The organism is Caldanaerobacter sp. (assembly GCF_049701115.1).
In the GTDB taxonomy this organism is placed as follows: Bacteria; Bacillota; Thermoanaerobacteria; order Thermoanaerobacterales; family Thermoanaerobacteraceae; genus Thermoanaerobacter.
In genome coordinates this window covers 1-19,350 of the sequence record NZ_JBNATX010000036.1, presented here as the reverse complement: position 1 = coordinate 19,350, position 19,350 = coordinate 1, and the positions used below count along the sequence as shown (strand labels likewise).

The following is a 19,350-nucleotide window of genomic DNA, read 5'->3' as shown; positions in this document are numbered from 1 at the left end:
ATGGAAAGGCCAATAAGGGTACTGGTGGCGAAACCCGGCTTGGATGGACATGACAGAGGGGCAAAGGTGATAGCAAGAGCCTTAAGAGATGCTGGCATGGAAGTAATATATACGGGATTAAGGCAGACACCTGAGCAGATAGTGGAGGCAGCCATACAGGAAGACGTGGACGTAGTGGCATTGAGCATTTTATCTGGCGCTCACAATACACTTTTTCCCAAAATAACAAAGCTTCTAAAAGAGAGAGGGGCAGAGGACATACTTGTAATAGGCGGAGGTGTGATACCAGAAGAAGACATTCCATTTTTGAAAGAACACGGCATAGCAGAGATATTCACCCCTGGTACACCGACATCTGCAGTAGTTGAATATATAAAAACTCATGTAAAGAGGCTGGCAAAAAAATGATGGAATTAGAAAAGCTGCTTCTTAATAGAGACAAAAGAGCAATAGCAAGAGCTATCACTTATGCTGAAGACGACGAAGAAAAAGCCAGAGAGATAATAAAAAAACTTTACAAGAGGTCCGGCAATGCCTATGTAGTTGGCATTACCGGACCGCCAGGGGTTGGGAAAAGCACGCTGACAGATAAAATAGTAAAGAAACTGGCGGAGGAAGGTAAAAAAATAGGAATAATAGCTGTCGACCCTACAAGTCCCTTTACTGGCGGGTCTATACTCGGCGACAGGATAAGGATGCAGGATTTAACTCTTTATCCCAATGTGTACATAAGGAGCATGGGGACAAGAGGGCATTTAGGAGGGCTTTCAAAAGGGACCTATATGGCGGTAGCGATTCTTGACATAGCAGGGATGGACTACGTGTTTGTCGAGACAGTAGGGGTGGGCCAATCAGAGGTAGATATAATAAAAATAGCCGATACAGTAGTGATGGTTTTAGCGCCTGGACTTGGAGATGATATACAGGCCATAAAGGCTGGGATAATGGAGATAGCAGATATATTCGTTGTAAACAAAAGCGACAGAGAAGGAGCTGATAAGACTGTATTAGAGCTTAACATGATGCTTGACTTAGATATGCCAAAGGAGTGGAGGCCTCCTGTTGTAAAAGCAGTAGCACAGGAGGGAAAGGGTATAAATGAGGTGCTTGAAAAAATTTATTTTCATAAAGAATATCTCATCTCAAGTGGTAAACTTCAAGAGAAGAGGAAAAACAGAATAAAGATGGAGATAACAGAGAGCGTGAAGAACAAGCTTATGAAGGATGTATTTAAAAAAATAGGGGATGAAGAATTTGACCAGAAAATTCAGAAAATCATGGCTAAAGAGATAGATCCTTATACAGTTGCAGAAGCACTCTACAGGCAAATACTTGAGAGGAGGGAAGAATGTGATTAAAAAGATAGACCACATAGGGATAGCAGTAAAGAGCATAGAAGAAGCGAGGAAGTTTTATGAAGAAGTGCTGGGTTTAAAAGTGACAGGGATAGAAGAAGTTGAAGAGCAGAAGGTAAAGACGGCCTTTATTCCGGTCGGGGAGAGCGAGATAGAGCTTTTAGAATCAACATCAGAGGATGGACCTATAGCAAAATTCATAGAAAAAAGGGGAGAGGGCATACACCACATAGCCCTTCAAGTAGATGAGATTGAAAAGGCATTAGAGGAGTTGAAGGGAAAAGGAGTAAAGCTCATAGATGAAGTGCCAAGGTATGGAGCAGGAGGGGCAAAAATCGCCTTTGTCCATCCCAAAAGCGCAAATGGCGTATTGCTGGAGCTTTGTGAGAGGAAGTAAAACTTGTTGAGCTTTTTCTTCTCGTATGTTATATTATAGTAGGTACTAAAAACTACTACTAAAACTTTATTTCATTAAGGAGGCATCCTGATGGGCATCCAGGAAAAAATAGAAGAACTAAAAATGAGGAGGGCAAAAGCAGAAGAAGGCGGCGGAGAATCGAGAATTAGGGCTCAGCATGAAAAAGGGAAGCTCACGGCGAGAGAGAGAATAAATATCCTCCTTGACAAGGGAAGTTTTGTAGAGCTGGACCCTTTTGTAGAGCACCGCTGTTATGACTTTGGAATGGAGAAACAGAAGTATCTGGGAGAAGGAGTTGTGACAGGATATGGAACGATTGATGGAAGGCTCGTTTACGTGTATGCTCAAGATTTTACCGTCTTAGGAGGGTCTTTGGGAGAATACCACGCAAAGAAAATAACAAAAGTCATGGATATGGCTATAAAGATGGGAGCACCTTTAATTGGTCTTAACGATTCAGGGGGTGCTCGAATTCAGGAAGGAGTAGATGCACTATCAGGTTATGGTCAGATCTTTTACAGAAATACTCTTGCTTCAGGAGTAATACCTCAGATTTCTGTGATAATGGGGCCTTCCGCAGGAGGAGCCGTATACTCGCCTGCCTTAACAGATTTTATATTTATGGTGGATAAGACAAGTCAAATGTTTATAACGGGTCCTCAGGTAATAAAGGCTGTTACCGGAGAAGAGGTTACTCCCGAAGAGTTAGGTGGTTCTATCACTCACAACAGGGTGAGTGGGGTTGCGCATTTTAGAGGTCCCAATGATGAGGAAGTACTAAAAATGGTAAGAAAACTGCTTTCTTATCTCCCATCGAATAATCTGGAAGATCCACCTCGTTATGAGACAGGTGATGACCCGGCAAGGATTTCAGAAAGACTTATGGAAATAGTTCCTGACAATCCCAATAAAGCCTACGATATGAAGGAACTTATTAGGGAGATAGTAGACAGAGGCGAATTTTTTGAATCGCAGGAGATGTATGCGGAAAACATAATTACGGCTTTTGCGAGGTTAAATGGAAGAACGATAGGAATTGTGGCCAATCAGCCTAGAGTTTTGGCGGGAGTTCTGGATATAAATGCTTCTGACAAAGCAGCAAGGTTTATAAGATTTTGTGATGCTTTTAATATCCCGATATTGAGTATTGTAGATGTCCCAGGCTTTTTACCCGGGACAAACCAAGAATATGGTGGGATAATAAGGCATGGGGCTAAGATGCTTTACGCGTATTCAGAGGCCACAGTTCCAAAAGTCACTTTAATTGTGAGAAAAGCCTATGGCGGGGCTTATCTTGCTATGTGCAGCAAAGATTTAGGAGCAGATATAGTTTTCGCATGGCCTACTGCCGAAATTGCTGTTATGGGGCCAGAAGGAGCAGCTAATATAGTATTTAAAAATGAGATAAATGAAGCAGAAAATCCAGCTGAAGTCAGAGAGCAGAAGATAAAAGAGTACAGAGAAAATTTTGCTAATCCTTATAGAGCTGCAGCAAGAGGTTATGTGGATGATGTAATAATTCCCTCTGAAACGCGGCCAAGGCTTATTTCTGCCTTTGAGATGTTAAGGGCTAAAAGGGAGACAAGGCCGGCTAAAAAGCATGGCAATATTCCTCTGTAGGGTGATAAAAATGGAGAGAATCTTAAACCTTTTAAAAAGAGTGCCCCGTGAAAGGGGAGTAGAAGAAGTAATAGAAGTAAGGGCAGAAAGAGAAAAATTGGATGAAAAAGAAACTGAGGAAGAAATAGTTGCCGTCGTAATGGCTGCGATTTCTGCATATATGAGGGAGGATAAGAAGTTTTACATAACCTCAATTAAAGAGATGTCTACAGGTCAACCTTTGTGGTCTCTTGTAGGTAGAATAGAGCAGATGCAAGCACGTTCCATAAGGAGGTATTGGTAAAGTGAAGAAATTTAGAGTTACAGTAAATGGAAAAACATACGAAGTTGAAGTAGAGGAAATTAAAGTAAAAGAGGAAAGGGGAGACTTTGGGGAGACTACAAATATTTTGCATCAATCAAATAAAGAAGTAACTGTTGCAGAGAGCTCGGAAAAAACGGAAACTAAAGCAAAAACCCCTACTTCTTCCTCTGGTTCTAAAGTTGTTTCTGCACCTATGCCGGGTACAATTTTGGATGTAAGAGTAAAAGAGGGGGACAGAGTAAAAAGAGGAGATGTGCTGGTCATTCTAGAGGCCATGAAAATGGAAAACGAGATAATGGCTCCTGAGGATGGGATTGTGGTTAGTGTTAATGTGTCAAAAGGGGCCTCTGTAAATACAGGAGATGTCCTTGTCACTATGGAATAAAAAATTCTTGATGTATCAGCATGTTCTATGGTAAAATAAAAACTGCGGGTATCGGTTTCGAACCTGACAGCTTTTAAAAATTTAATATTGTCATGCGTTCGGAACGGTATCCTTAAATTTAAGGAACCGGAACGGAGGTGTGGAGTGTGCAGATCAGAGCTTTAAGAGAGAAGCAGGTATTTGCGAGGCTTACGCTAAGGCAGATGGCTATTGCGGGAATGCTTTCAGCAATTGCTATTGTGTTGTCCACCACAGTCTTAGGCTACATTCCTTTAGGAATTGCCAGTGCTACTACTATGCACATTCCGGCAATAATAGGAGGAGTGCTGGAAGGTCCAATTGTCGGCGCTTTTGTTGGGTTGATATTCGGTATTACTAGCTTTTTAAGAGCTAATACGCCTCTTTTTGCTAACCCTGTGGTGGCCATATTGCCGAGAATATTCATAGGGGTTGTAGCTTATTACGTATACAGGTGGACTAAAAATAGTGCCATTGCTGCAGCAGCCGGTACATTAACCAACACCATTGGTGTTTTAAGCCTAGCGGTAATTTTTAAATATCTGCCTTGGCAGGTAGCTGCTTTTGTTGCTTTGCGAAATGGAATACCTGAGATTATAGTTGCTTCTTTACTTGTGACAGCAGTAGTAAAGTCTTTGAAAAAAGCATACAATAGATAAAAAGCAGGCTTTTTGCCTGCTTAATTTTAATTGAAGAAGGTGAGAGATGTGTTACTGGCTTTTGATGTGGGCAATACAAATATAGTTATAGGGGTATTTGAAGCTAAAAAACTGCTTCATTCCTTTAGAATCTCTACAGATAAGAATAAGACCCATGATGAATATGGAATGCTTGTAAACCAGCTTCTTAGCTACAATGGCATAGATTTTTCGGATATTGATGATGTGATAATTTCTTCAGTAGTTCCACCCCTTATGAATACTCTGCAGGCGATGTCTGTGAAGTATTTTAAGACAAAACCTATAGTGGTAGGTCCTGGAATAAAAACAGGTATAAACATAAAATATGACAATCCCAAAGAAGTGGGAGCAGATAGAATAGTGAATGCAGTGGCAGCTTATGACTTGTATGGAGGGCCCGTTATAGTTATAGATTTTGGGACGGCGACCACCTTTTGCGCTATATCGGAAAAAGGGGAATACTTAGGCGGAATAATTGCTCCCGGGCTTGTAATTTCGGCAGATGCTCTTTTCCAGAGGACTGCTAAGCTTCCAAAGATAGACCTTACGAAACCTTCAACAGTAATTAACAGAAATACCGTATCTAGCATGCAGTCCGGGATCATATATGGACATGTAGGTATGGTGGACTACATAGTCAGGAGGATGAAAAAAGAATTTGCACCTTCTGCCTATGTAGTGGCAACCGGAGGTTTTGCAAATATGATTGCTGAGGAATCAGAGACAATAGACACTGTGAACGAGATGCTTACACTCGAGGGATTGAGGATCATATATGAGAGGAATAAGGAGTGATTCCTCTCATTTTATTTTTCTTACCTTTGCGATTGTGTAAAGTAAAAGCGGGAAGAATACTTCGAACCAGAAGCATTCAAAAGGGAAAAATCTCTGGAAATATGTGTACAGTCCATCAAGGCTTTCCGAGACATTCTCGGACAATGGTATCAAAAGTGTAGCTAATGGTAAAAGTATGAACCTGTAGTCCGTTGATTTAATGGTTTCTGTTAGTCCTTTCGAGAAAAGGTATGTGAATATCACTATTTTTAGATATATCCCCATAAGCCACATGGCCATGACAAGAGAGTCAAACCTCTGAATGTAATCGCTTATGCGTATGTTTCTCACGAGTTCTAGGGCCGTAAATTGAAAGTTAGCCGCTGTCTTTGCTCCAAATATCCCAATTGCCAGAACACCAAGCATCATACTAAAGGCGAGTATTGTAAGGCTTATGATTCCACTCTTTAATGCCCTTTCTTTTTTGGATATGTGAGGGAATATAAAAAGGATGATGACCGTCTCTAGCATAAAGGGGGTTATAAGTGCAGAACCGATTATCGGAGGAACTATTCCGTTTTCAAGTATTGGAAGAAAGTTTTTCATATCAACTTTGGGTAGGTCAAGAGTTATTACGAAAGCCAGAAGAAGCATACCGAAAGGGAAGAGAAGTTCATTTAATTTCACTATTGCAAGGAATCCTTTTGAAACAGTATACATAACTGACACTATTAATACTATATAAAACACTATGGCAGGAGTGTGGGGCATGAAAGCATTTACCATTACCTCTATCAATTCTCTCATAACGAGTGAGATCCCGTGAAGCATAAAAAGAAGATATAAAAAGGAAATGATTTTTCCAGCAAAACTGCCTACGATTTTGTTTATATAGGAAAAAAATGTTTCTTCTTTAAACATAATTGCTAATTTGTAGTACAGGCTAAATATTATGATAGAAAAAAGAAAAGAAAAGATTATGGATATCCATGCGTCCTGTTTCGCTGCCAGTGCTACAAAGGAAGGGAGAAAAACATCAGCAGTTGAGATAACTGTTGTTACTAGCAGGAAGACAAGTTGTTTAGAGGATATTTTTTTTTCGGCTGTCCTTTCAAATTCTTCCATTTTATTGATCATATCCCAACCCTCTATTTCTTTTTTTATATTATTTGCATAAAAAGACATAATATTCTTTGCAAAGGAAATAATATTTTTGGAGGTGTAAAAATGCCAAGAAAATTTCCTGATTCACGGCAAATTCGTGAAAATTATAAATATATGTATTTAGAAAAAGATTTAATTAAAAATAGATATATTTTTTCCACTCTTTTAGAGGGTAACAATGATGTGGTGTTTAGAGACATAAAAATTGGCAAAAAAAGGATAGCGGCCTATCTTGTGTATGTAGATGGGCTAGCCGATAAATCATTGATAGCTCACAATGTAGTATTCCCTTTGACGATAGAAACGCAGAAGATAGAAGAAAGACATGGTTTTGGAAATGAGTTTTTTGAAAGGATAAAAGAACTTTTTGTTACAATATCTGAGGTAAAAATCAAAGATAAAGTAATAGATGTTCTAGATGAAGTACTTTCTGGGAATACGGCGCTTTTTATTGATGGCGTTGGAAAAGCGCTAATACTTTCCACAAAGGGTTGGGAAGGAAGAAACGTCAGTGAATCTACTACTGAGTCCTATGTGAGGGGACCTAAGGAGGCATTTGTTGAAACCTTAAGGATTAATACCTCTATGTTAAGAAGAAGGATAAAGCACCCTGATTTTGTTATTGAGGACATGAAAATAGGAAAATACTCAAAGACAGATGTGGCAATCGCTTACATAAAATCAATAGCGGATGATAAAGTTGTTCAAGAAGTCAAAAAAAGGCTTAAGAAGATACAGATTGATGGGATAATTGACAGCGGATATATTGAGGAATTTATAGAAGATAATCCGTTTTCTCCTTTTCCCCAGATTGCTCATTCGGAGAAGCCAGACAGGATAACTGCAGAGATTTTAGAGGGGAAAGTAGCTATAATTGTGGATGGTTCACCTTTTGTATTGACTGTTCCGGCTGTATTTGCACAATTTTTTCAGGCAGGAGAAGACTACTATGAAAGATATTTTTTGTCTTCTGCCTTGAGAATATTGAGAATAATAGCCATGATAACGGCTCTTCTTTTCCCTTCTATATACATAGCAGAAACTACATTTCATCAGGAGATGATACCAACGCAATTAGCTATATCAATTGCTGCCCAGAGGGAAGGAGTTCCTTTTCCGGCCCTTTTAGAAGCTTTGTTTATGGAGGTCACCTTTGAAATACTGAGGGAAGCAGGAATCAGGCTTCCAATGCAGGTAGGTCAAGCAGTGAGCATCGTCGGCGGCCTTGTGATAGGGCAGGCAGCTGTTCAAGCTGGCCTTGTCTCCCCTGCCATGGTCATTGTAGTGGCTATGACAGGCATTGCTTCCTTTGCCATACCTGCCTTTAATGTAGCTATAACTTTCAGGTTACTCAGGTTTATCATAATGATAGCAGCAGGGACCTTAGGTTTTTTTGGGATAATAATGGTTATAATGATGATTTTAGCTCATATGACATCTTTAGAATCCTTTGGAGTGCCTTATCTTTCGCCGATAACTCCGAGCAGAACTTGGGAGTTAACGGATGTATTTACAAGGATTCCTTGGTGGGCAAAAATACTAAGGCCTAAAACTATACAGAGGAAAAACATAATAAGGCAGGAGGATAAAAGAGGATAATGAAATGGAGAAAAATTATAGCTGTGATATTAATTTTTTTGACGAGTTTACTCATTACTGAGGGTTGCTGGGATAAAAGAGAGATAAATCAGCTGGCCTTTGTTCAGGGATTGGGAATTGAAAAAGGAGAAGATGGGATGATTCATCTTGTAGTAGAAATCTTAAAACCGGGGCTTTTAGTGAGCGGCGGAGGACTTGGAGGAGGAACAGGGGGAGGTGGTGCTGTTGGAAAGCCTTACGCTGTCTTTCAAGCAAATGGAGTGGACTTTGCTAAGGCTTTTGCCAATTTAAATGACGAACTTCCTCGATCTTTATTTATGCAGTATAACGAGATAATATTTTTGGATGAAAAATTTGCTAGTTCAGGTATATATCAGACTCTTGACTTTATGACGAGAAATCCAGAGTTTAGAAGAACGGCATATATTTTAGTTGTCACAGGAGGCAGCATACACGAGCTTTTCAATATTCCTTCTTCAAATACCTTGGAAAGGTATCCTTATAAAGAAGTCCTTGGGATTATATCAAATCAGGCAAACACTTCTTCCTCTTATGTATGCGACTTAAATGAATTTATCCAGACGCTGGAAATACCTAAAAAAGCTCCTATCACAGGTAAACTTGAGGTTGTAAAGAAAGATGGCAAAGCTGTGGGAGTAAGGCTTGTAGGTTCAGCAGTTTTTGACAATGATAAATTAATAGGCTTTTTAGAAGAGCAGGACACAAAAGCCGTGTTGGTGCTGACAAATAAGCTAAAAAGGAGCACTTTAACACTTGATAAAGGATTAAAAGGCGAAAAAGCTCACATCTCCCTTGTGATAACCAAAGCAAAAACTGAGATTAAGCCTGTAGTTGAGAGGGATAAAATCTCATTTAACATAAAAGTAAATGTAGAAGCTTATTTAAATGAACAGGAGACCAAGTATGACATCACAGAGCCTGAAAAACTACAGCAATTAGAAGTTATTGTGAGCAGTAAAATAAAATCTGCTATAGAGAGAACTTTGAATATACTTCAAAAAAAATACAATGCAGATGTAGTGGGATTTGTAGAAATTCTTCACAGAAGTAAGCCTAAAGTGTGGAAAAAAGTCGTAAAGGACTGGGAAAATATTTACCCTGATATAAAATTTAATGTAACTGTTAAGACGCACATCCGTCGTTCTGGACTTTCATCCAAACCAATACATCCGAGGTGAGTTTTGATGCTATTTAAAATCGCGGCTTTGACGGTTTTGTTCGTTTTTTTATCGATGCTGGAAGTTCCAAGGCTTTTAAGAGAAAAAAGGTTTAAGGAAGTTACAGTTTTTTTTATATTTCTCATAGCTGGTTATGTGTTAAACCTGCTATATGTACTTGATGTACAGATTATTTCCGTGAATAAAGTAATAAGCCATCTTCTAAAACCTATAGAAAAATTTTGGAGGCAGTGAATCTGCCTTGAAATTTTTTTTAAAAAGTAGTAAAATTGTAATCAGCGTGAGCACAAAATGTGCACATCGGAGGTTTTAAGATGAAATTTGTAAAAGTGGGAGACAAAATCATCAATTTAAACAAACTTCACAGCATTATAGACAAGATGATTGAAATGAGGCAGAACGGTTTTTCGCAGCAAGAGGTGGCAGACCGCTTTAAAGTGGACAGAAGCTTTATATCACGGCTTGAGAATCTAGCGGAGGTAAGAAAAGGCGGGAATATAGCGGTAATTGGTTTTCCAATAAAAAACAAAGAAGAGCTCGAGGAGCTTTTGAAAGAATGGGGAGTTAATTTTACTCTTCTCTTATCTGAAAAAGAAAGGCTTAGCATAGCCGAAAGTACTAGTGGGATAGAGCTTTTTAATATGGTTATGGACCTTATTGCCAAGGTGCAGTCTCATGACGTGATAATATTTTTAGGGTCAGACAAAAGGAGCCAGCTTATGGAAGCCATTTTTGACAAAGACATAATAACTGTAAACATCGGGCATTCTCCGCTCACAGAAGATGTGTATGTAGATCCAAAGGTAATAAAAGACATATTAGATTCTTTAAGAGGGTGAAAAAATGAAGAGAGTTGTAAGCATAAGTTTAGGGTCTTCTACTAGGAATAAAAAAGCAGAAATAGAAGTTTTAGGAGAGAAATTTATAATCGAAAGAATTGGCACTGATGGAGATTTAAAAAAGGCTGTAGAGATGATAAAAGAGCTTGACGGAAAAGTGGACGCTTTTGGTATGGGTGGAATAGACTTATATCTTTCTGCAGGAAACAAGAGGTATGTGATAAGAGATGCTCTGCCTTTAAAGAATGCTGCGAAAATTACCCCTATTGTAGATGGTTCGGGACTTAAGAATACCCTTGAAAGAAGAGTAATAAAATACATACAGCAAAAAGGAATAGTTGACTTAAGAGGGAAAAAAGTGCTTATCACCAGTGCAATGGATAGATACGGAATGGCAAAGGCTTTTGAAGAAGAGGGAGCTTCCCTAATAATAGGGGACCTGATGTTTGCACTCAATGTCCCTATTCCTTTGCACTCTTTAAGGCTTGTCTATTTTCTCTCTTTTATAATCGTTCCAGTAGTAGCGCGACTGCCTTTTGAATTGATATATCCTACGGGAGAAAAACAGCTGAAGATAGACAGCAAAAAATACGAGAGATTCTATAAAGAGGCGGACATAATAGCAGGCGATTTTTTGTTTATAAAAAGGTTCATGCCCGAAGATTTAAAAGGAAAGGTCATAGTTACAAATACTGTAACACAAGAAGATGTTGAAACTTTGAGGCAGAGAGGGGTTGAAATTTTGATTACCACCACCCCCAATATAAACGGGAGGTCCTTCGGCACAAATGTGATGGAAGGAGTTCTTGTGGCAATAGCAGGCAAAAAGCAAGAAGAGATGACGCCTAAAGATTATGAGGAGCTTTTGGACAAGATAGGTTTTGAGCCGAGGGTAGAGTATTTACAAGAAAAGGGAGGTATTGAGAGTGCATAAATTTGGCTTTATAATTCATCCTATAGAATACGAGGATGTAAGTCGCAAATTTAAAGTGATGCAAAAATTCCCTAAATGGGTGGTGGAGGGCTTTACAAGGCTCCTTCCGCCGATGAAGGTATCTGAAATTACAGGGGTAAAAAGCAAATATGCTGAGACAGAAGGATGGTTTGTAGCGGTTCCTCTGACTTCTGAACAAATGCTTAAACTGCCTGAAGATTATGTTTTGAAGAAGATAATAAAAGCAGTAAAGATTGCTGAAAATTTAGGGGCAGAAATTGTAGGTTTGGGTGCTATGACCTCTGTTGTAGGGGATGCGGGAATTACAATTGCAAAAAATTCAAACATCGCAGTCACCACTGGCAACAGCTACACAGTAGCAACCGCTATAGAGGGGGCCATAAAAGCAGCTGAACTAATGGGCAAGGATGTAAGAGATTCTCATGTGGTGGTAATTGGGGCTACGGGCTCCATAGGGAAAGTTTGCGCTGAAATTCTCTCAAGGGATGCCAAATACATGACTTTAGTTGCGAGAAACAAAGAAAAATTGCAGAATTTCAGAGATTACCTGATGCAAAAAACAGGAATGTCTGCTCACATAACTTCAGATGTAAAAGAGGCACTTGAGGATGCCGACATAATAATAACTGTGACAAGCGCAGTGGATACTGTAATAAAGCCAGAATATTTAAAGCCCGGGGCAGTGGTATGCGATGTGGCAAGGCCAAGAGATGTATCAAAAGAAGTTGCAGACAAAAGGGATGACGTGCTTGTGATAGAAGGAGGAGTAGTGGAAGTACCGGGAGATGTGGATTTTCACTTTAATTTTGGTTTTCCGCCCAAAACGAGTTATGCCTGCATGGCAGAGACAATGATTTTAGCTATGGAGGGGCGCATTGAAAATTACTCTTTAGGGAGAGACCTTACAGTCGAGCAGGTAGATGAAATAGCGAGACTTGCAAAAAAACACGGATTCAAATTGGCAGGTTTCAGGAGCTTTGAAAGAGAAGTTACAATGGAAAAAATAGAATCTGTGAGAAAAAACGCTAAAAAAAGGTTAGAAACGTGGAAATTCGCTTAATTTGGACTTGACTTTATTTGCTGCCTGGTTTATAATATTCCACATGAAAAATACACAAGCACTGCGGAAGCAGTGCTTGTGTATTAATATATTGAACACATAAAAATTTTAAACTCTACATAAGAATAAAAATACCTTTTAAAATATTTTAAGAAAAAGGAGAATGCCTATGAGCAAGCCTGTGATTTTGACCTATGAAGGACTTAAAAAATTAGAAGAGGAACTTGAGTATTTAAAAACAGTAAAAAGGGCAGAAGTAGCTGAAAAAATAAAACAGGCAAGAGCCTTTGGGGATTTGAGCGAAAACTCAGAGTACGATGAAGCAAAGAACGAGCAAGCCTTCATTGAGGGAAGAATTGCCACACTGGAAGCCATGCTTAAAAACGCAAAAGTAATTGACGAAGAAGATATAAAGCTTGACGAAGTAAGCATAGGGTGTACCGTTAAAGTATTTGATGAGACTTACAACGAAGAAGTAGAGTACACTATAGTCGGGTCGGCGGAAGCAGACCCCATGAATAACAAGATTTCTGATGAATCTCCAATTGGAAAGGCGCTTTTAGGCAAAAAGGTTGGAGAAACAATTTCTGTAGAAGTGCCTGCGGGAGTCATTAAACTCAAAATACTCGAAATACGAAGGTAAAGGATGATGGAGGTATAATATGAGTAATTCTAATGATAACATTTTAAATGACCTTGAGAATTTGAATGAACTTTTAAAGGTGAGAAGAGAAAAACTCAATATCTTAAGGAGCATGGGGATAGAGCCCTATGGCATAGATAGGTTTGAAAGAACTAATCTTTCCTCAGACATTAAAAACGATTACGAAAATTTTGAAGGGAAAACCGTAACTCTAGCAGGAAGGATAATGACCAAGAGGAGCCACGGGAAAGCTTCTTTTGCAGATATACAGGACAGGGACGGAAGAATTCAAATTTATGTGAGATATGATAATGTCGGAGAAAAAAACTACGAAATCTTTAAGCTCCTTGACATAGGAGATATTATAGGGGTTACAGGAGAAGTCTTTAAGACAAAGACAGGAGAAATCACTATAAATGTCAAGGATTTCAAGCTTTTATGTAAATCACTGCAGATTCTTCCTGAGAAATGGCATGGCTTAAAAGACCCGGATTTAAGGTATAGGCAAAGGTATGTGGACCTGATAATAAATCCAGGCGTGAGAGAAGTATTCATAAAAAGAAGCAAGATAATAAAGGCAATAAGAGAATTTTTAGACAATAGAGGATTTCTGGAAGTTGAAACTCCAGTTTTGCATACAATTGCAGGTGGAGCAGCGGCGAGGCCCTTTATCACCCATCACAACGCTTTAGACATAGACATGTATTTGCGAATTGCGCTGGAGCTTCACTTGAAGAGATTGATTGTCGGGGGATTTGAAAAGGTCTATGAAATAGGCAGAGTCTTTAGAAATGAAGGAATGGATATAAGGCACAATCCGGAGTTTACGCTCCTTGAACTTTATGAAGCTTATACGGATTATCACGGTATGATGGAACTTACTGAACAGCTTTTTGCGTATGTAGCTGAAAAAGTAAATGGCAGCACAAAAATAGTCTATCAGGGCACTGAAATAGATTTAACGCCGCCGTGGAAGAGAATCACTATGGTGGATGCCATAAAAGAATATGTGGGGATTGACTTTGGGAAAGTTGGTACAGATGAAGAAGCGAGAAAAATAGCAAAGGATTTGAATCTTGAGTTGAAAAAGCCCGATATGAAAAAAGGAGAAGTAATAGCACTTGTCTTTGACGAACTGGTAGAAAAGCATCTTATACAGCCTACTTTTGTAATGGACTATCCAGTGGAGGTTTCTCCTTTGGCTAAAAGAAAGCGCGACAACCCTGCTTTTACTTCCAGGTTTGAAGCTTTCATTTACGGCAGAGAAGTTGCAAACGCATTTTCAGAGCTAAATGACCCGATTGACCAGAAAGAGAGATTTTTAGAACAGTTGAGGCAGAGAGAAGCGGGAGATGAAGAAGCTCACATGATGGATGAGGACTTTATAAATGCCCTTGAGGTAGGTATGCCACCTACAGGAGGTTTGGGTATAGGTGTAGATAGACTTGTCATGTTTATGACAGATTCTTATTCTATAAGGGATGTAATACTCTTCCCTACAATGAAACCCAAAGATTAAAAGCAGTCCTAGGACTGCTTTTAACTTTTATATTCTGGCTTTTTTTCGCAAAAAGTAATATAATTAAAGCTGTGCACAACAAAAAAGAAGGGGTATCAAAAATGATAGACAAAGAAAAGATTAAAAAAGCTGTAAGAGAGATACTTGAAGCCATAGGCGAAAACCCCGATAGGGAGGGGCTCCTTGAAACTCCTGACAGAGTAGCCAGGATGTACGAAGAAATTTTTTCTGGACTTCACACAGATGTAAAAGATGTTATAAAAATTTTCCAAGAAGATGAGCATCAAGAGATAATCCTGGTAAAAGATATTCCCCTTTACTCTATGTGTGAGCATCATCTTCTTCCTTTTATAGGTGTTGCCCATGTGGCATACCTTCCAAGAAAAGGGCGAATTTTAGGCCTTTCAAAAGTTGCTCGTATAGTAGACGTTTTATCAAAAAGGCCTCAGCTCCAAGAAAGGCTTACTAGTGAAATTGCGGATACCATAATGGAAGCCGTCAATCCTTTGGGGGTTGCTGTTGTCATAGAGGCAGAGCATCTGTGCATGACCATGAGGGGAGTTAAAAAGCCGGGTTCTAAAACTGTTACCTCTGCTTTAAGGGGAATATTCAGAACGGACCAGAAAGCCAGAGCGGAAGTTATGGCTTTGATAAATTCCAGGAGATAGGGGGAAGGCTATGATTTTAAAGTGCAGGGATAAAACTTTAGAGATTGGCAAAAGGACCTACATAATGGGTATTTTAAACATGACTCCTGATTCCTTTTCGGACGGAGGCAAATACAATACTTTAGAAAAAGGGATTGAAAGAGCTTTGCAGATGATTGAAGAGGGAGCAGATATAATAGATGTAGGAGGAGAGTCTACAAGGCCCGGATATAGTCCTGTCGATGAAGAGGAAGAAATTAGAAGGGTTATACCTGTAATCGAAAGGCTTTCTAAAATTTCAGATGTGATAATTTCTGTGGATACTATGAAGGCGAATGTAGCTTTAAAGGCGCTGGAGGCAGGAGCCCATATAGTAAATGATGTGTGGGGGCTTCAGAAAGACCCCAAGATGGCAGAAGTAGTTGCCAAATATAAAGCAGGGGTTGTCATGATGCACAATAGCATTTTGGCTGAGTACGATGATGTAGTAAAATCTATCATAGAATTTTTGAAAAAGAGCATAGAAATTGCTGAGGAAGCTGGAATTGAAAGAAACCAGATGATAGTTGACCCCGGCATAGGCTTTGGAAAGACTCTGGAACATAACTTAGAGGTCATGAATCGCCTGGAGGAATTAAAAGTTCTGGGACTTCCTGTTCTTTTGGGTACTTCCAGAAAATCTATGATAGGCAAAGTCTTAAACGTAGATGTAGAAGATAGATTGGAAGGGACAGCGGCCACTGTAGCTGTGGGAATAGTAAAAGGAGTGGATATAATAAGAGTCCACGACGTAAAAGAAATGTCAAGAGTAGCTAAAATGACTGATGCGATGGTGAGAAGATGACAGAGGTGTATCTTTCTTTGGGTTCAAATTTAGGAGATAGAGAAAAGTATTTAAAAGAGGCGGTCAAAAGGCTTAAGTCAAATAAAAACATAGTTTTAAAGAAGCTCTCTCCAATATATGAGACAAAGCCTGTAGGATATTTAGAACAGGACAATTTTTTAAACGCTGCAATTTTAATAGAAACAGACCTAACGCCCTATAAACTTCTAGATGTTACTACAAGTATTGAGGCAGAACTCAAAAGAGAGCGCACAATAAAATGGGGACCCCGAACCATTGACATAGACATCCTTTTGTATGATGGACTTATTCTAAATGATGAGAAGCTAACTATTCCCCACCCTCACATGTGGGAAAGGGCTTTTGTGCTGATACCATTAAGGGATATAAATCCTTCATTGAGTAAAAACGGTTTATCCATAGATGAGGCGATAGAAAGCCTTATAGATAAGCAGGGTGTATGGCTCTACAAAAAAGATTGGTGTGAAGAGGTGTAAAAAATGAAGGTTACAAAAATATTTACCTTTGACAGCGCCCACAACCTTGTCAATTACCATGGTAAATGTGAAGAGTTGCACGGCCATACTTATAGGTTAGAGGTCACAGTTGAGGGTTATCCCGATGAGGAAGGAATGGTTTTGGACTTTGTAAAGCTAAAAGAAATTGTCAATGAAAAAATTATAAAAAAGCTTGACCACAAATATTTAAATGAAGTGCTGGGTTTTAACACAACTTGTGAAAACATACTCCTGTGGATGTGGAAGGAATTAGAAGGAGAACTCAAAGGGCCCAATTACAAGCTGTACAAGCTTACTCTCTGGGAGACGCCAACCAGTTTTGCAGAAGTTACAGCAGAGGATATGAAATGAGGGTTTATGATGATTATTAAAAATCCGATAATAAAAGGGAAATTCATAGAAAGGTTAAATAGATTTGAAGCCTATGTAGAAATAGATGGCTTTAAAACCCTGGTTCACGTTCCGAATACAGGTAGACTTAAAGAGATACTCGTAAAGGGGGCAGATGTGCTTTTAGAAGTGAGAGAAAAAAGGGGGAGAAAAACTCCTTATGAACTTGCCTTTGCTTATAAAGGTAAAAGGCTCATATCAATTGATTCTCAAGTGCCCAATAAAGTGTTCTTGGAGAGCATAAAAAAAGGGATAGTTGAGGAGTTTAGAGGATATGAACTGGTGGAAAAGGAAAGGAGCTTTGGGAACAGCAAGTTTGACATAAAACTTACAAATGGAGAAGAAATTTGCTACATAGAAGTGAAAGGTGTTACTTTGGAAGTAGATGGAGTAGCCAAATTTCCTGATGCGCCGACAGAAAGAGGTAGAAAGCATTTAAAAGAGCTCATAAAAGTCAAAGAAGAAGGAATGAGAGCGGCAGTTGTTTTCTTAATTCAAATGGATGACATCAAATATTTTACTCCAAATGACGAACAGGACCCTCAATTTGGACAATTTTTAAGAGAAGCTTTCACAAAAGGCGTAGAAGTTTATGCCTATACCTGCGATGTGGGAGAAAATTTTATCAATCTAAAAAACAGGGTACAGGTAGTGCTGTAACCCTGTTTTTTACGAATAAAATTTTACTATTCCGTTAAATATCGCTTGAGCTACTTTTTCTCTATAATCGATATCTCTCAGGTGAGCATCGTCTATTCTCACGTCTTCCATAGCTGGTACGACGCCGAGAGGGATGATGCTGTTTTTGTATCCGAACCTTTTTTCAAAAATTCCTAGGTTTGGGAGTTGTAGTTTTTCTTCCATTGCCCTATTTACACATTTAGCAAGGTCAAAAGAAGTGCTATTCTGGGTTTCGTAGTATACCTTAAATCCACTCTCTCCTTTAAATGATGCTTCTGTGTAAAGGTCAATTAGAATTTCAGAATCCAACTCATTTAAATTTCTCTCTTGAGGGTCTTTTTCCCAGGTTATTTTGCTTTCTGCCTTACAATTACTAAGCAGAAAATTTAACTTTTTTGCTATTCCCATCATTGGGATGTGCATAAAAAGTCCTGTAGGGCTTTTGGTTTTTTTGCTAAAACCAGGATTTATTGTTATTTTCCTTCCTTTTAATACTTCTATGAGCGGGCTTCTATCTATGTACACTTCAAATTGCGAGGGTATTCCTTTTATTGTCTTTACTTCAAAGTTGGATGGAAAATCAAGATAAAGGGAAGCCACAATGTCTTCTCCTTGTTGCTTTATTTCGACAGATGATATAATGCCATCCAAAACTTTGTATATGCCTTTTGGCATATTAAGGGGTACACTAGAGAATATTATTTTTATGGTGTTTTCATGAATTTCTGCCTGATGTGAAGGGATGTCTAAAGAAAAATCAAAAACCACCAGGCTCTTGTGCTCTTTTATAGATAAGCTTTTACAGGCAGAATCAATCCTTATATTTGTCAGCTTGTTTAACATTTTCCCCTCTCCAATTATAAAAATTTGTGATAAAACTGTGAGAAAGTTATGATATAATTGTGATAAAGCTAAATATATTTTACCACAGCAAGAAAAAAATAAAAGATATTTACTAAAAATTTTAGTATTACAATTTTTAGGATAAATGGAGGCTTAAACTATGAATGGGAAAATACCAATAAGAACTCACATTATAACAGAAAAGGACGATATAGTAGAGGTGGTATACCATTATACCAAAGATATAGCTGAACCAGGAGATTTGATATCTATTGCAGAAAGCGTAGTTGCTATAAGTCAAGGAAGAGCATATCTCCCTGAGCAGATTAAACCAGGGCTTTTAGCTAGGATACTCTGCAAATTTACGGATAGAAAAGGCAGCCTCACTTCTCCTTATGGCATGCAGTGCGCTATAAATGAAGTGGGGTGGTTTAGAATCTTAATAGCGGCAATAGTAGGTGGAATAGGAAAACTTTTAGGTAGAAAAGGCTGGTTTTTTATAATAGCAGGAAGGCAAGTGGCTTTAATTGACGATTTTGCAGGGACTATGCCACCGTATCATAGACATGTAGTTTTAGGCCCCAAAGACCCGGACAAAGTTTGCGACATGATAAAAGAAAAAACAGGAGTGGATGCTGTAATAATTGACGCAAATGATTTACACAAAGCTGACTGCGTTGGTGCCTCAAAAGGAGTAGATAAGAAATACGTAGAAAAGCTTTTTTTGGACAATCCTTCAGGTAACTCAGAACAGCAAACGCCTATTGTAGTCATAAAAAATTACAAAAACATACTTTCAGTGGTACCTGACGGCAGGGAGTAAGATATTGCCCCTTGCTTTTTTTTATATTAAAGCTTTTGAAAATTTTCCATGTCTATATTATAAATTTTCTTG

24 protein-coding genes are annotated in these 19,350 nt (G+C 38.7%); 22 read left to right on the top strand and 2 right to left on the bottom strand.

All coding sequences use genetic code 11. The features are described from left to right. The 8 genes from ACPLVE_RS09475 (at position 1) to ACPLVE_RS09440 (ending at position 5,575) form a co-directional block, all read left to right on the top strand. Entirely contained in the window at positions 1-408 is a 408-nt protein-coding gene (locus ACPLVE_RS09475) for a cobalamin B12-binding domain-containing protein (protein ID WP_424611310.1), read from the top strand. Then, complete coding sequence (gene meaB, locus ACPLVE_RS09470; RefSeq protein WP_424611309.1) at positions 405-1,358, top strand: methylmalonyl Co-A mutase-associated GTPase MeaB; 954 nt, start codon at positions 405-407, stop codon at positions 1,356-1,358. Before ACPLVE_RS09475 ends, meaB begins: the two co-directional genes overlap by 4 nt. Continuing rightward, on the top strand, positions 1,351-1,752 hold the full coding sequence (gene mce / locus ACPLVE_RS09465) for a methylmalonyl-CoA epimerase (protein WP_424611308.1): 402 nt from the start codon (positions 1,351-1,353) through the stop codon (positions 1,750-1,752). Before meaB ends, mce begins: the two co-directional genes overlap by 8 nt. A gap of 90 nt (positions 1,753-1,842) precedes the next feature. Then, the gene (locus ACPLVE_RS09460) at positions 1,843-3,393 is read left to right on the top strand and encodes an acyl-CoA carboxylase subunit beta (protein WP_424611307.1); all 1,551 of its coding nucleotides are present in this window, start codon (positions 1,843-1,845) and stop codon (positions 3,391-3,393) included. A gap of 10 nt (positions 3,394-3,403) precedes the next feature. Further along, positions 3,404-3,676, top strand: coding sequence for a hypothetical protein (locus ACPLVE_RS09455; RefSeq protein WP_424611306.1), 273 nt, complete (start codon positions 3,404-3,406; stop codon positions 3,674-3,676). Between the two features lies 1 nt (position 3,677). Continuing rightward, positions 3,678-4,082 (top strand): DUF2118 domain-containing protein, encoded by a 405-nt coding sequence (locus tag ACPLVE_RS09450; protein ID WP_424611305.1) that lies wholly within the window; start codon positions 3,678-3,680, stop codon positions 4,080-4,082. Between the two features lie 146 nt (positions 4,083-4,228). After that, on the top strand, positions 4,229-4,759 hold the full coding sequence (locus ACPLVE_RS09445) for an ECF transporter S component (RefSeq protein ID WP_424611304.1): 531 nt from the start codon (positions 4,229-4,231) through the stop codon (positions 4,757-4,759). A gap of 48 nt (positions 4,760-4,807) precedes the next feature. Then, positions 4,808-5,575, top strand: a complete 768-nt coding sequence (locus ACPLVE_RS09440) for a type III pantothenate kinase (protein WP_424611311.1) — start codon at positions 4,808-4,810, stop codon at positions 5,573-5,575. A 6-nt stretch (positions 5,576-5,581) separates the two neighbouring features. Here ACPLVE_RS09440 and ACPLVE_RS09435 read toward each other — a convergent pair whose 3' ends face one another. Beyond that, positions 5,582-6,691 carry a GerAB/ArcD/ProY family transporter gene (locus ACPLVE_RS09435; RefSeq protein WP_424611303.1) on the bottom strand — a complete coding sequence of 370 codons (1,110 nt, stop codon included), beginning with the start codon at positions 6,689-6,691 and terminating at the stop codon, positions 5,582-5,584. 90 nt (positions 6,692-6,781) lie between these two features. On the opposite strand from ACPLVE_RS09435, the gene ACPLVE_RS09430 reads away from it, so the two are divergent. The 13 genes from ACPLVE_RS09430 to sfsA all read left to right on the top strand — a co-directional run bounded on the left by ACPLVE_RS09430 (position 6,782) and on the right by sfsA (position 17,591). After that, positions 6,782-8,317, top strand: coding sequence for a spore germination protein (locus ACPLVE_RS09430; protein ID WP_424611302.1), 1,536 nt, complete (start codon positions 6,782-6,784; stop codon positions 8,315-8,317). Next, a complete protein-coding gene (locus tag ACPLVE_RS09425; protein ID WP_424611301.1) occupies positions 8,317-9,516 on the top strand; it encodes a Ger(x)C family spore germination protein in 1,200 nt (399 codons plus the stop codon). The genes ACPLVE_RS09430 and ACPLVE_RS09425 overlap by 1 nt, the downstream gene beginning before the upstream one ends. A 6-nt stretch (positions 9,517-9,522) precedes the next feature. Next, positions 9,523-9,750, top strand: coding sequence for a hypothetical protein (locus ACPLVE_RS09420; RefSeq protein WP_424611300.1), 228 nt, complete (start codon positions 9,523-9,525; stop codon positions 9,748-9,750). 80 nt (positions 9,751-9,830) lie between these two features. After that, complete coding sequence (locus ACPLVE_RS09415; protein WP_424611299.1) at positions 9,831-10,355, top strand: transcriptional regulator; 525 nt, start codon at positions 9,831-9,833, stop codon at positions 10,353-10,355. 4 nt (positions 10,356-10,359) lie between these two features. Continuing rightward, positions 10,360-11,289, top strand: a complete 930-nt coding sequence (locus ACPLVE_RS09410; RefSeq protein ID WP_424611298.1) for a quinate 5-dehydrogenase — start codon at positions 10,360-10,362, stop codon at positions 11,287-11,289. Further along, positions 11,282-12,370 carry an NAD(P)H-binding protein gene (locus ACPLVE_RS09405; protein ID WP_424611297.1) on the top strand — a complete coding sequence of 363 codons (1,089 nt, stop codon included), beginning with the start codon at positions 11,282-11,284 and terminating at the stop codon, positions 12,368-12,370. The genes ACPLVE_RS09410 and ACPLVE_RS09405 overlap by 8 nt, the downstream gene beginning before the upstream one ends. Before the next feature lie 169 nt (positions 12,371-12,539). Continuing rightward, positions 12,540-13,013, top strand: a complete 474-nt coding sequence (gene greA, locus ACPLVE_RS09400) for a transcription elongation factor GreA (RefSeq protein ID WP_011026409.1) — start codon at positions 12,540-12,542, stop codon at positions 13,011-13,013. A gap of 19 nt (positions 13,014-13,032) precedes the next feature. After that, positions 13,033-14,532 (top strand): lysine--tRNA ligase, encoded by a 1,500-nt coding sequence (lysS, locus tag ACPLVE_RS09395; RefSeq protein WP_424611296.1) that lies wholly within the window; start codon positions 13,033-13,035, stop codon positions 14,530-14,532. A 101-nt stretch (positions 14,533-14,633) separates the two neighbouring features. Further along, positions 14,634-15,200 (top strand): GTP cyclohydrolase I FolE, encoded by a 567-nt coding sequence (folE, locus tag ACPLVE_RS09390; RefSeq protein WP_424611295.1) that lies wholly within the window; start codon positions 14,634-14,636, stop codon positions 15,198-15,200. Positions 15,201-15,210: 10 nt separating this feature from the next. Continuing rightward, positions 15,211-16,023, top strand: coding sequence for a dihydropteroate synthase (gene folP, locus ACPLVE_RS09385; protein ID WP_424611294.1), 813 nt, complete (start codon positions 15,211-15,213; stop codon positions 16,021-16,023). Next, a complete protein-coding gene (gene folK, locus ACPLVE_RS09380) occupies positions 16,020-16,520 on the top strand; it encodes a 2-amino-4-hydroxy-6-hydroxymethyldihydropteridine diphosphokinase (RefSeq protein WP_424611293.1) in 501 nt (166 codons plus the stop codon). The genes folP and folK overlap by 4 nt, the downstream gene beginning before the upstream one ends. A 3-nt stretch (positions 16,521-16,523) precedes the next feature. Beyond that, entirely contained in the window at positions 16,524-16,892 is a 369-nt protein-coding gene (gene queD / locus ACPLVE_RS09375; protein ID WP_424611292.1) for a 6-carboxytetrahydropterin synthase QueD, read from the top strand. A gap of 9 nt (positions 16,893-16,901) precedes the next feature. Beyond that, positions 16,902-17,591, top strand: a complete 690-nt coding sequence (gene sfsA, locus ACPLVE_RS09370) for a DNA/RNA nuclease SfsA (RefSeq protein ID WP_424611291.1) — start codon at positions 16,902-16,904, stop codon at positions 17,589-17,591. Between the two features lie 9 nt (positions 17,592-17,600). On the opposite strand, the gene ACPLVE_RS09365 is transcribed toward sfsA, so the two are convergent. Further along, on the bottom strand, positions 17,601-18,455 hold the full coding sequence (locus ACPLVE_RS09365; RefSeq protein ID WP_424611290.1) for an N-acetylmuramoyl-L-alanine amidase family protein: 855 nt from the start codon (positions 18,453-18,455) through the stop codon (positions 17,601-17,603). A 160-nt stretch (positions 18,456-18,615) separates the two neighbouring features. Between ACPLVE_RS09365 and ACPLVE_RS09360 the strand changes: the two genes are divergently transcribed. Beyond that, complete coding sequence (locus ACPLVE_RS09360) at positions 18,616-19,278, top strand: coenzyme F420-0:L-glutamate ligase (protein ID WP_424611289.1); 663 nt, start codon at positions 18,616-18,618, stop codon at positions 19,276-19,278. The last annotated feature ends 72 nt before the right edge of the window (positions 19,279-19,350 follow it).

What these genes read in the sequence shown, in the direction of transcription:
- ACPLVE_RS09475 (WP_424611310.1), top strand. Translation starts at nt 1, where the DNA reads ATGGAAAGGCCAATAAGGGTACTGGTGGCGAAACCCGGCTTGGATGGA.
- meaB (WP_424611309.1), top strand. Translation starts at nt 405, where the DNA reads ATGATGGAATTAGAAAAGCTGCTTCTTAATAGAGACAAAAGAGCAATA.
- ACPLVE_RS09460 (WP_424611307.1), top strand. Translation starts at nt 1,843, where the DNA reads ATGGGCATCCAGGAAAAAATAGAAGAACTAAAAATGAGGAGGGCAAAA.
- ACPLVE_RS09455 (WP_424611306.1), top strand. Translation starts at nt 3,404, where the DNA reads ATGGAGAGAATCTTAAACCTTTTAAAAAGAGTGCCCCGTGAAAGGGGA.
- ACPLVE_RS09435 (WP_424611303.1), bottom strand. Translation starts at nt 6,691, where the DNA reads ATGATCAATAAAATGGAAGAATTTGAAAGGACAGCCGAAAAAAAAATA.
- ACPLVE_RS09430 (WP_424611302.1), top strand. Translation starts at nt 6,782, where the DNA reads ATGCCAAGAAAATTTCCTGATTCACGGCAAATTCGTGAAAATTATAAA.
- ACPLVE_RS09425 (WP_424611301.1), top strand. Translation starts at nt 8,317, where the DNA reads ATGAAATGGAGAAAAATTATAGCTGTGATATTAATTTTTTTGACGAGT.
- ACPLVE_RS09420 (WP_424611300.1), top strand. Translation starts at nt 9,523, where the DNA reads ATGCTATTTAAAATCGCGGCTTTGACGGTTTTGTTCGTTTTTTTATCG.
- ACPLVE_RS09415 (WP_424611299.1), top strand. Translation starts at nt 9,831, where the DNA reads ATGAAATTTGTAAAAGTGGGAGACAAAATCATCAATTTAAACAAACTT.
- ACPLVE_RS09410 (WP_424611298.1), top strand. Translation starts at nt 10,360, where the DNA reads ATGAAGAGAGTTGTAAGCATAAGTTTAGGGTCTTCTACTAGGAATAAA.
- greA (WP_011026409.1), top strand. Translation starts at nt 12,540, where the DNA reads ATGAGCAAGCCTGTGATTTTGACCTATGAAGGACTTAAAAAATTAGAA.
- lysS (WP_424611296.1), top strand. Translation starts at nt 13,033, where the DNA reads ATGAGTAATTCTAATGATAACATTTTAAATGACCTTGAGAATTTGAAT.
- folE (WP_424611295.1), top strand. Translation starts at nt 14,634, where the DNA reads ATGATAGACAAAGAAAAGATTAAAAAAGCTGTAAGAGAGATACTTGAA.
- folP (WP_424611294.1), top strand. Translation starts at nt 15,211, where the DNA reads ATGATTTTAAAGTGCAGGGATAAAACTTTAGAGATTGGCAAAAGGACC.
- folK (WP_424611293.1), top strand. Translation starts at nt 16,020, where the DNA reads ATGACAGAGGTGTATCTTTCTTTGGGTTCAAATTTAGGAGATAGAGAA.
- queD (WP_424611292.1), top strand. Translation starts at nt 16,524, where the DNA reads ATGAAGGTTACAAAAATATTTACCTTTGACAGCGCCCACAACCTTGTC.
- sfsA (WP_424611291.1), top strand. Translation starts at nt 16,902, where the DNA reads ATGATTATTAAAAATCCGATAATAAAAGGGAAATTCATAGAAAGGTTA.
- ACPLVE_RS09365 (WP_424611290.1), bottom strand. Translation starts at nt 18,455, where the DNA reads ATGTTAAACAAGCTGACAAATATAAGGATTGATTCTGCCTGTAAAAGC.
- ACPLVE_RS09360 (WP_424611289.1), top strand. Translation starts at nt 18,616, where the DNA reads ATGAATGGGAAAATACCAATAAGAACTCACATTATAACAGAAAAGGAC.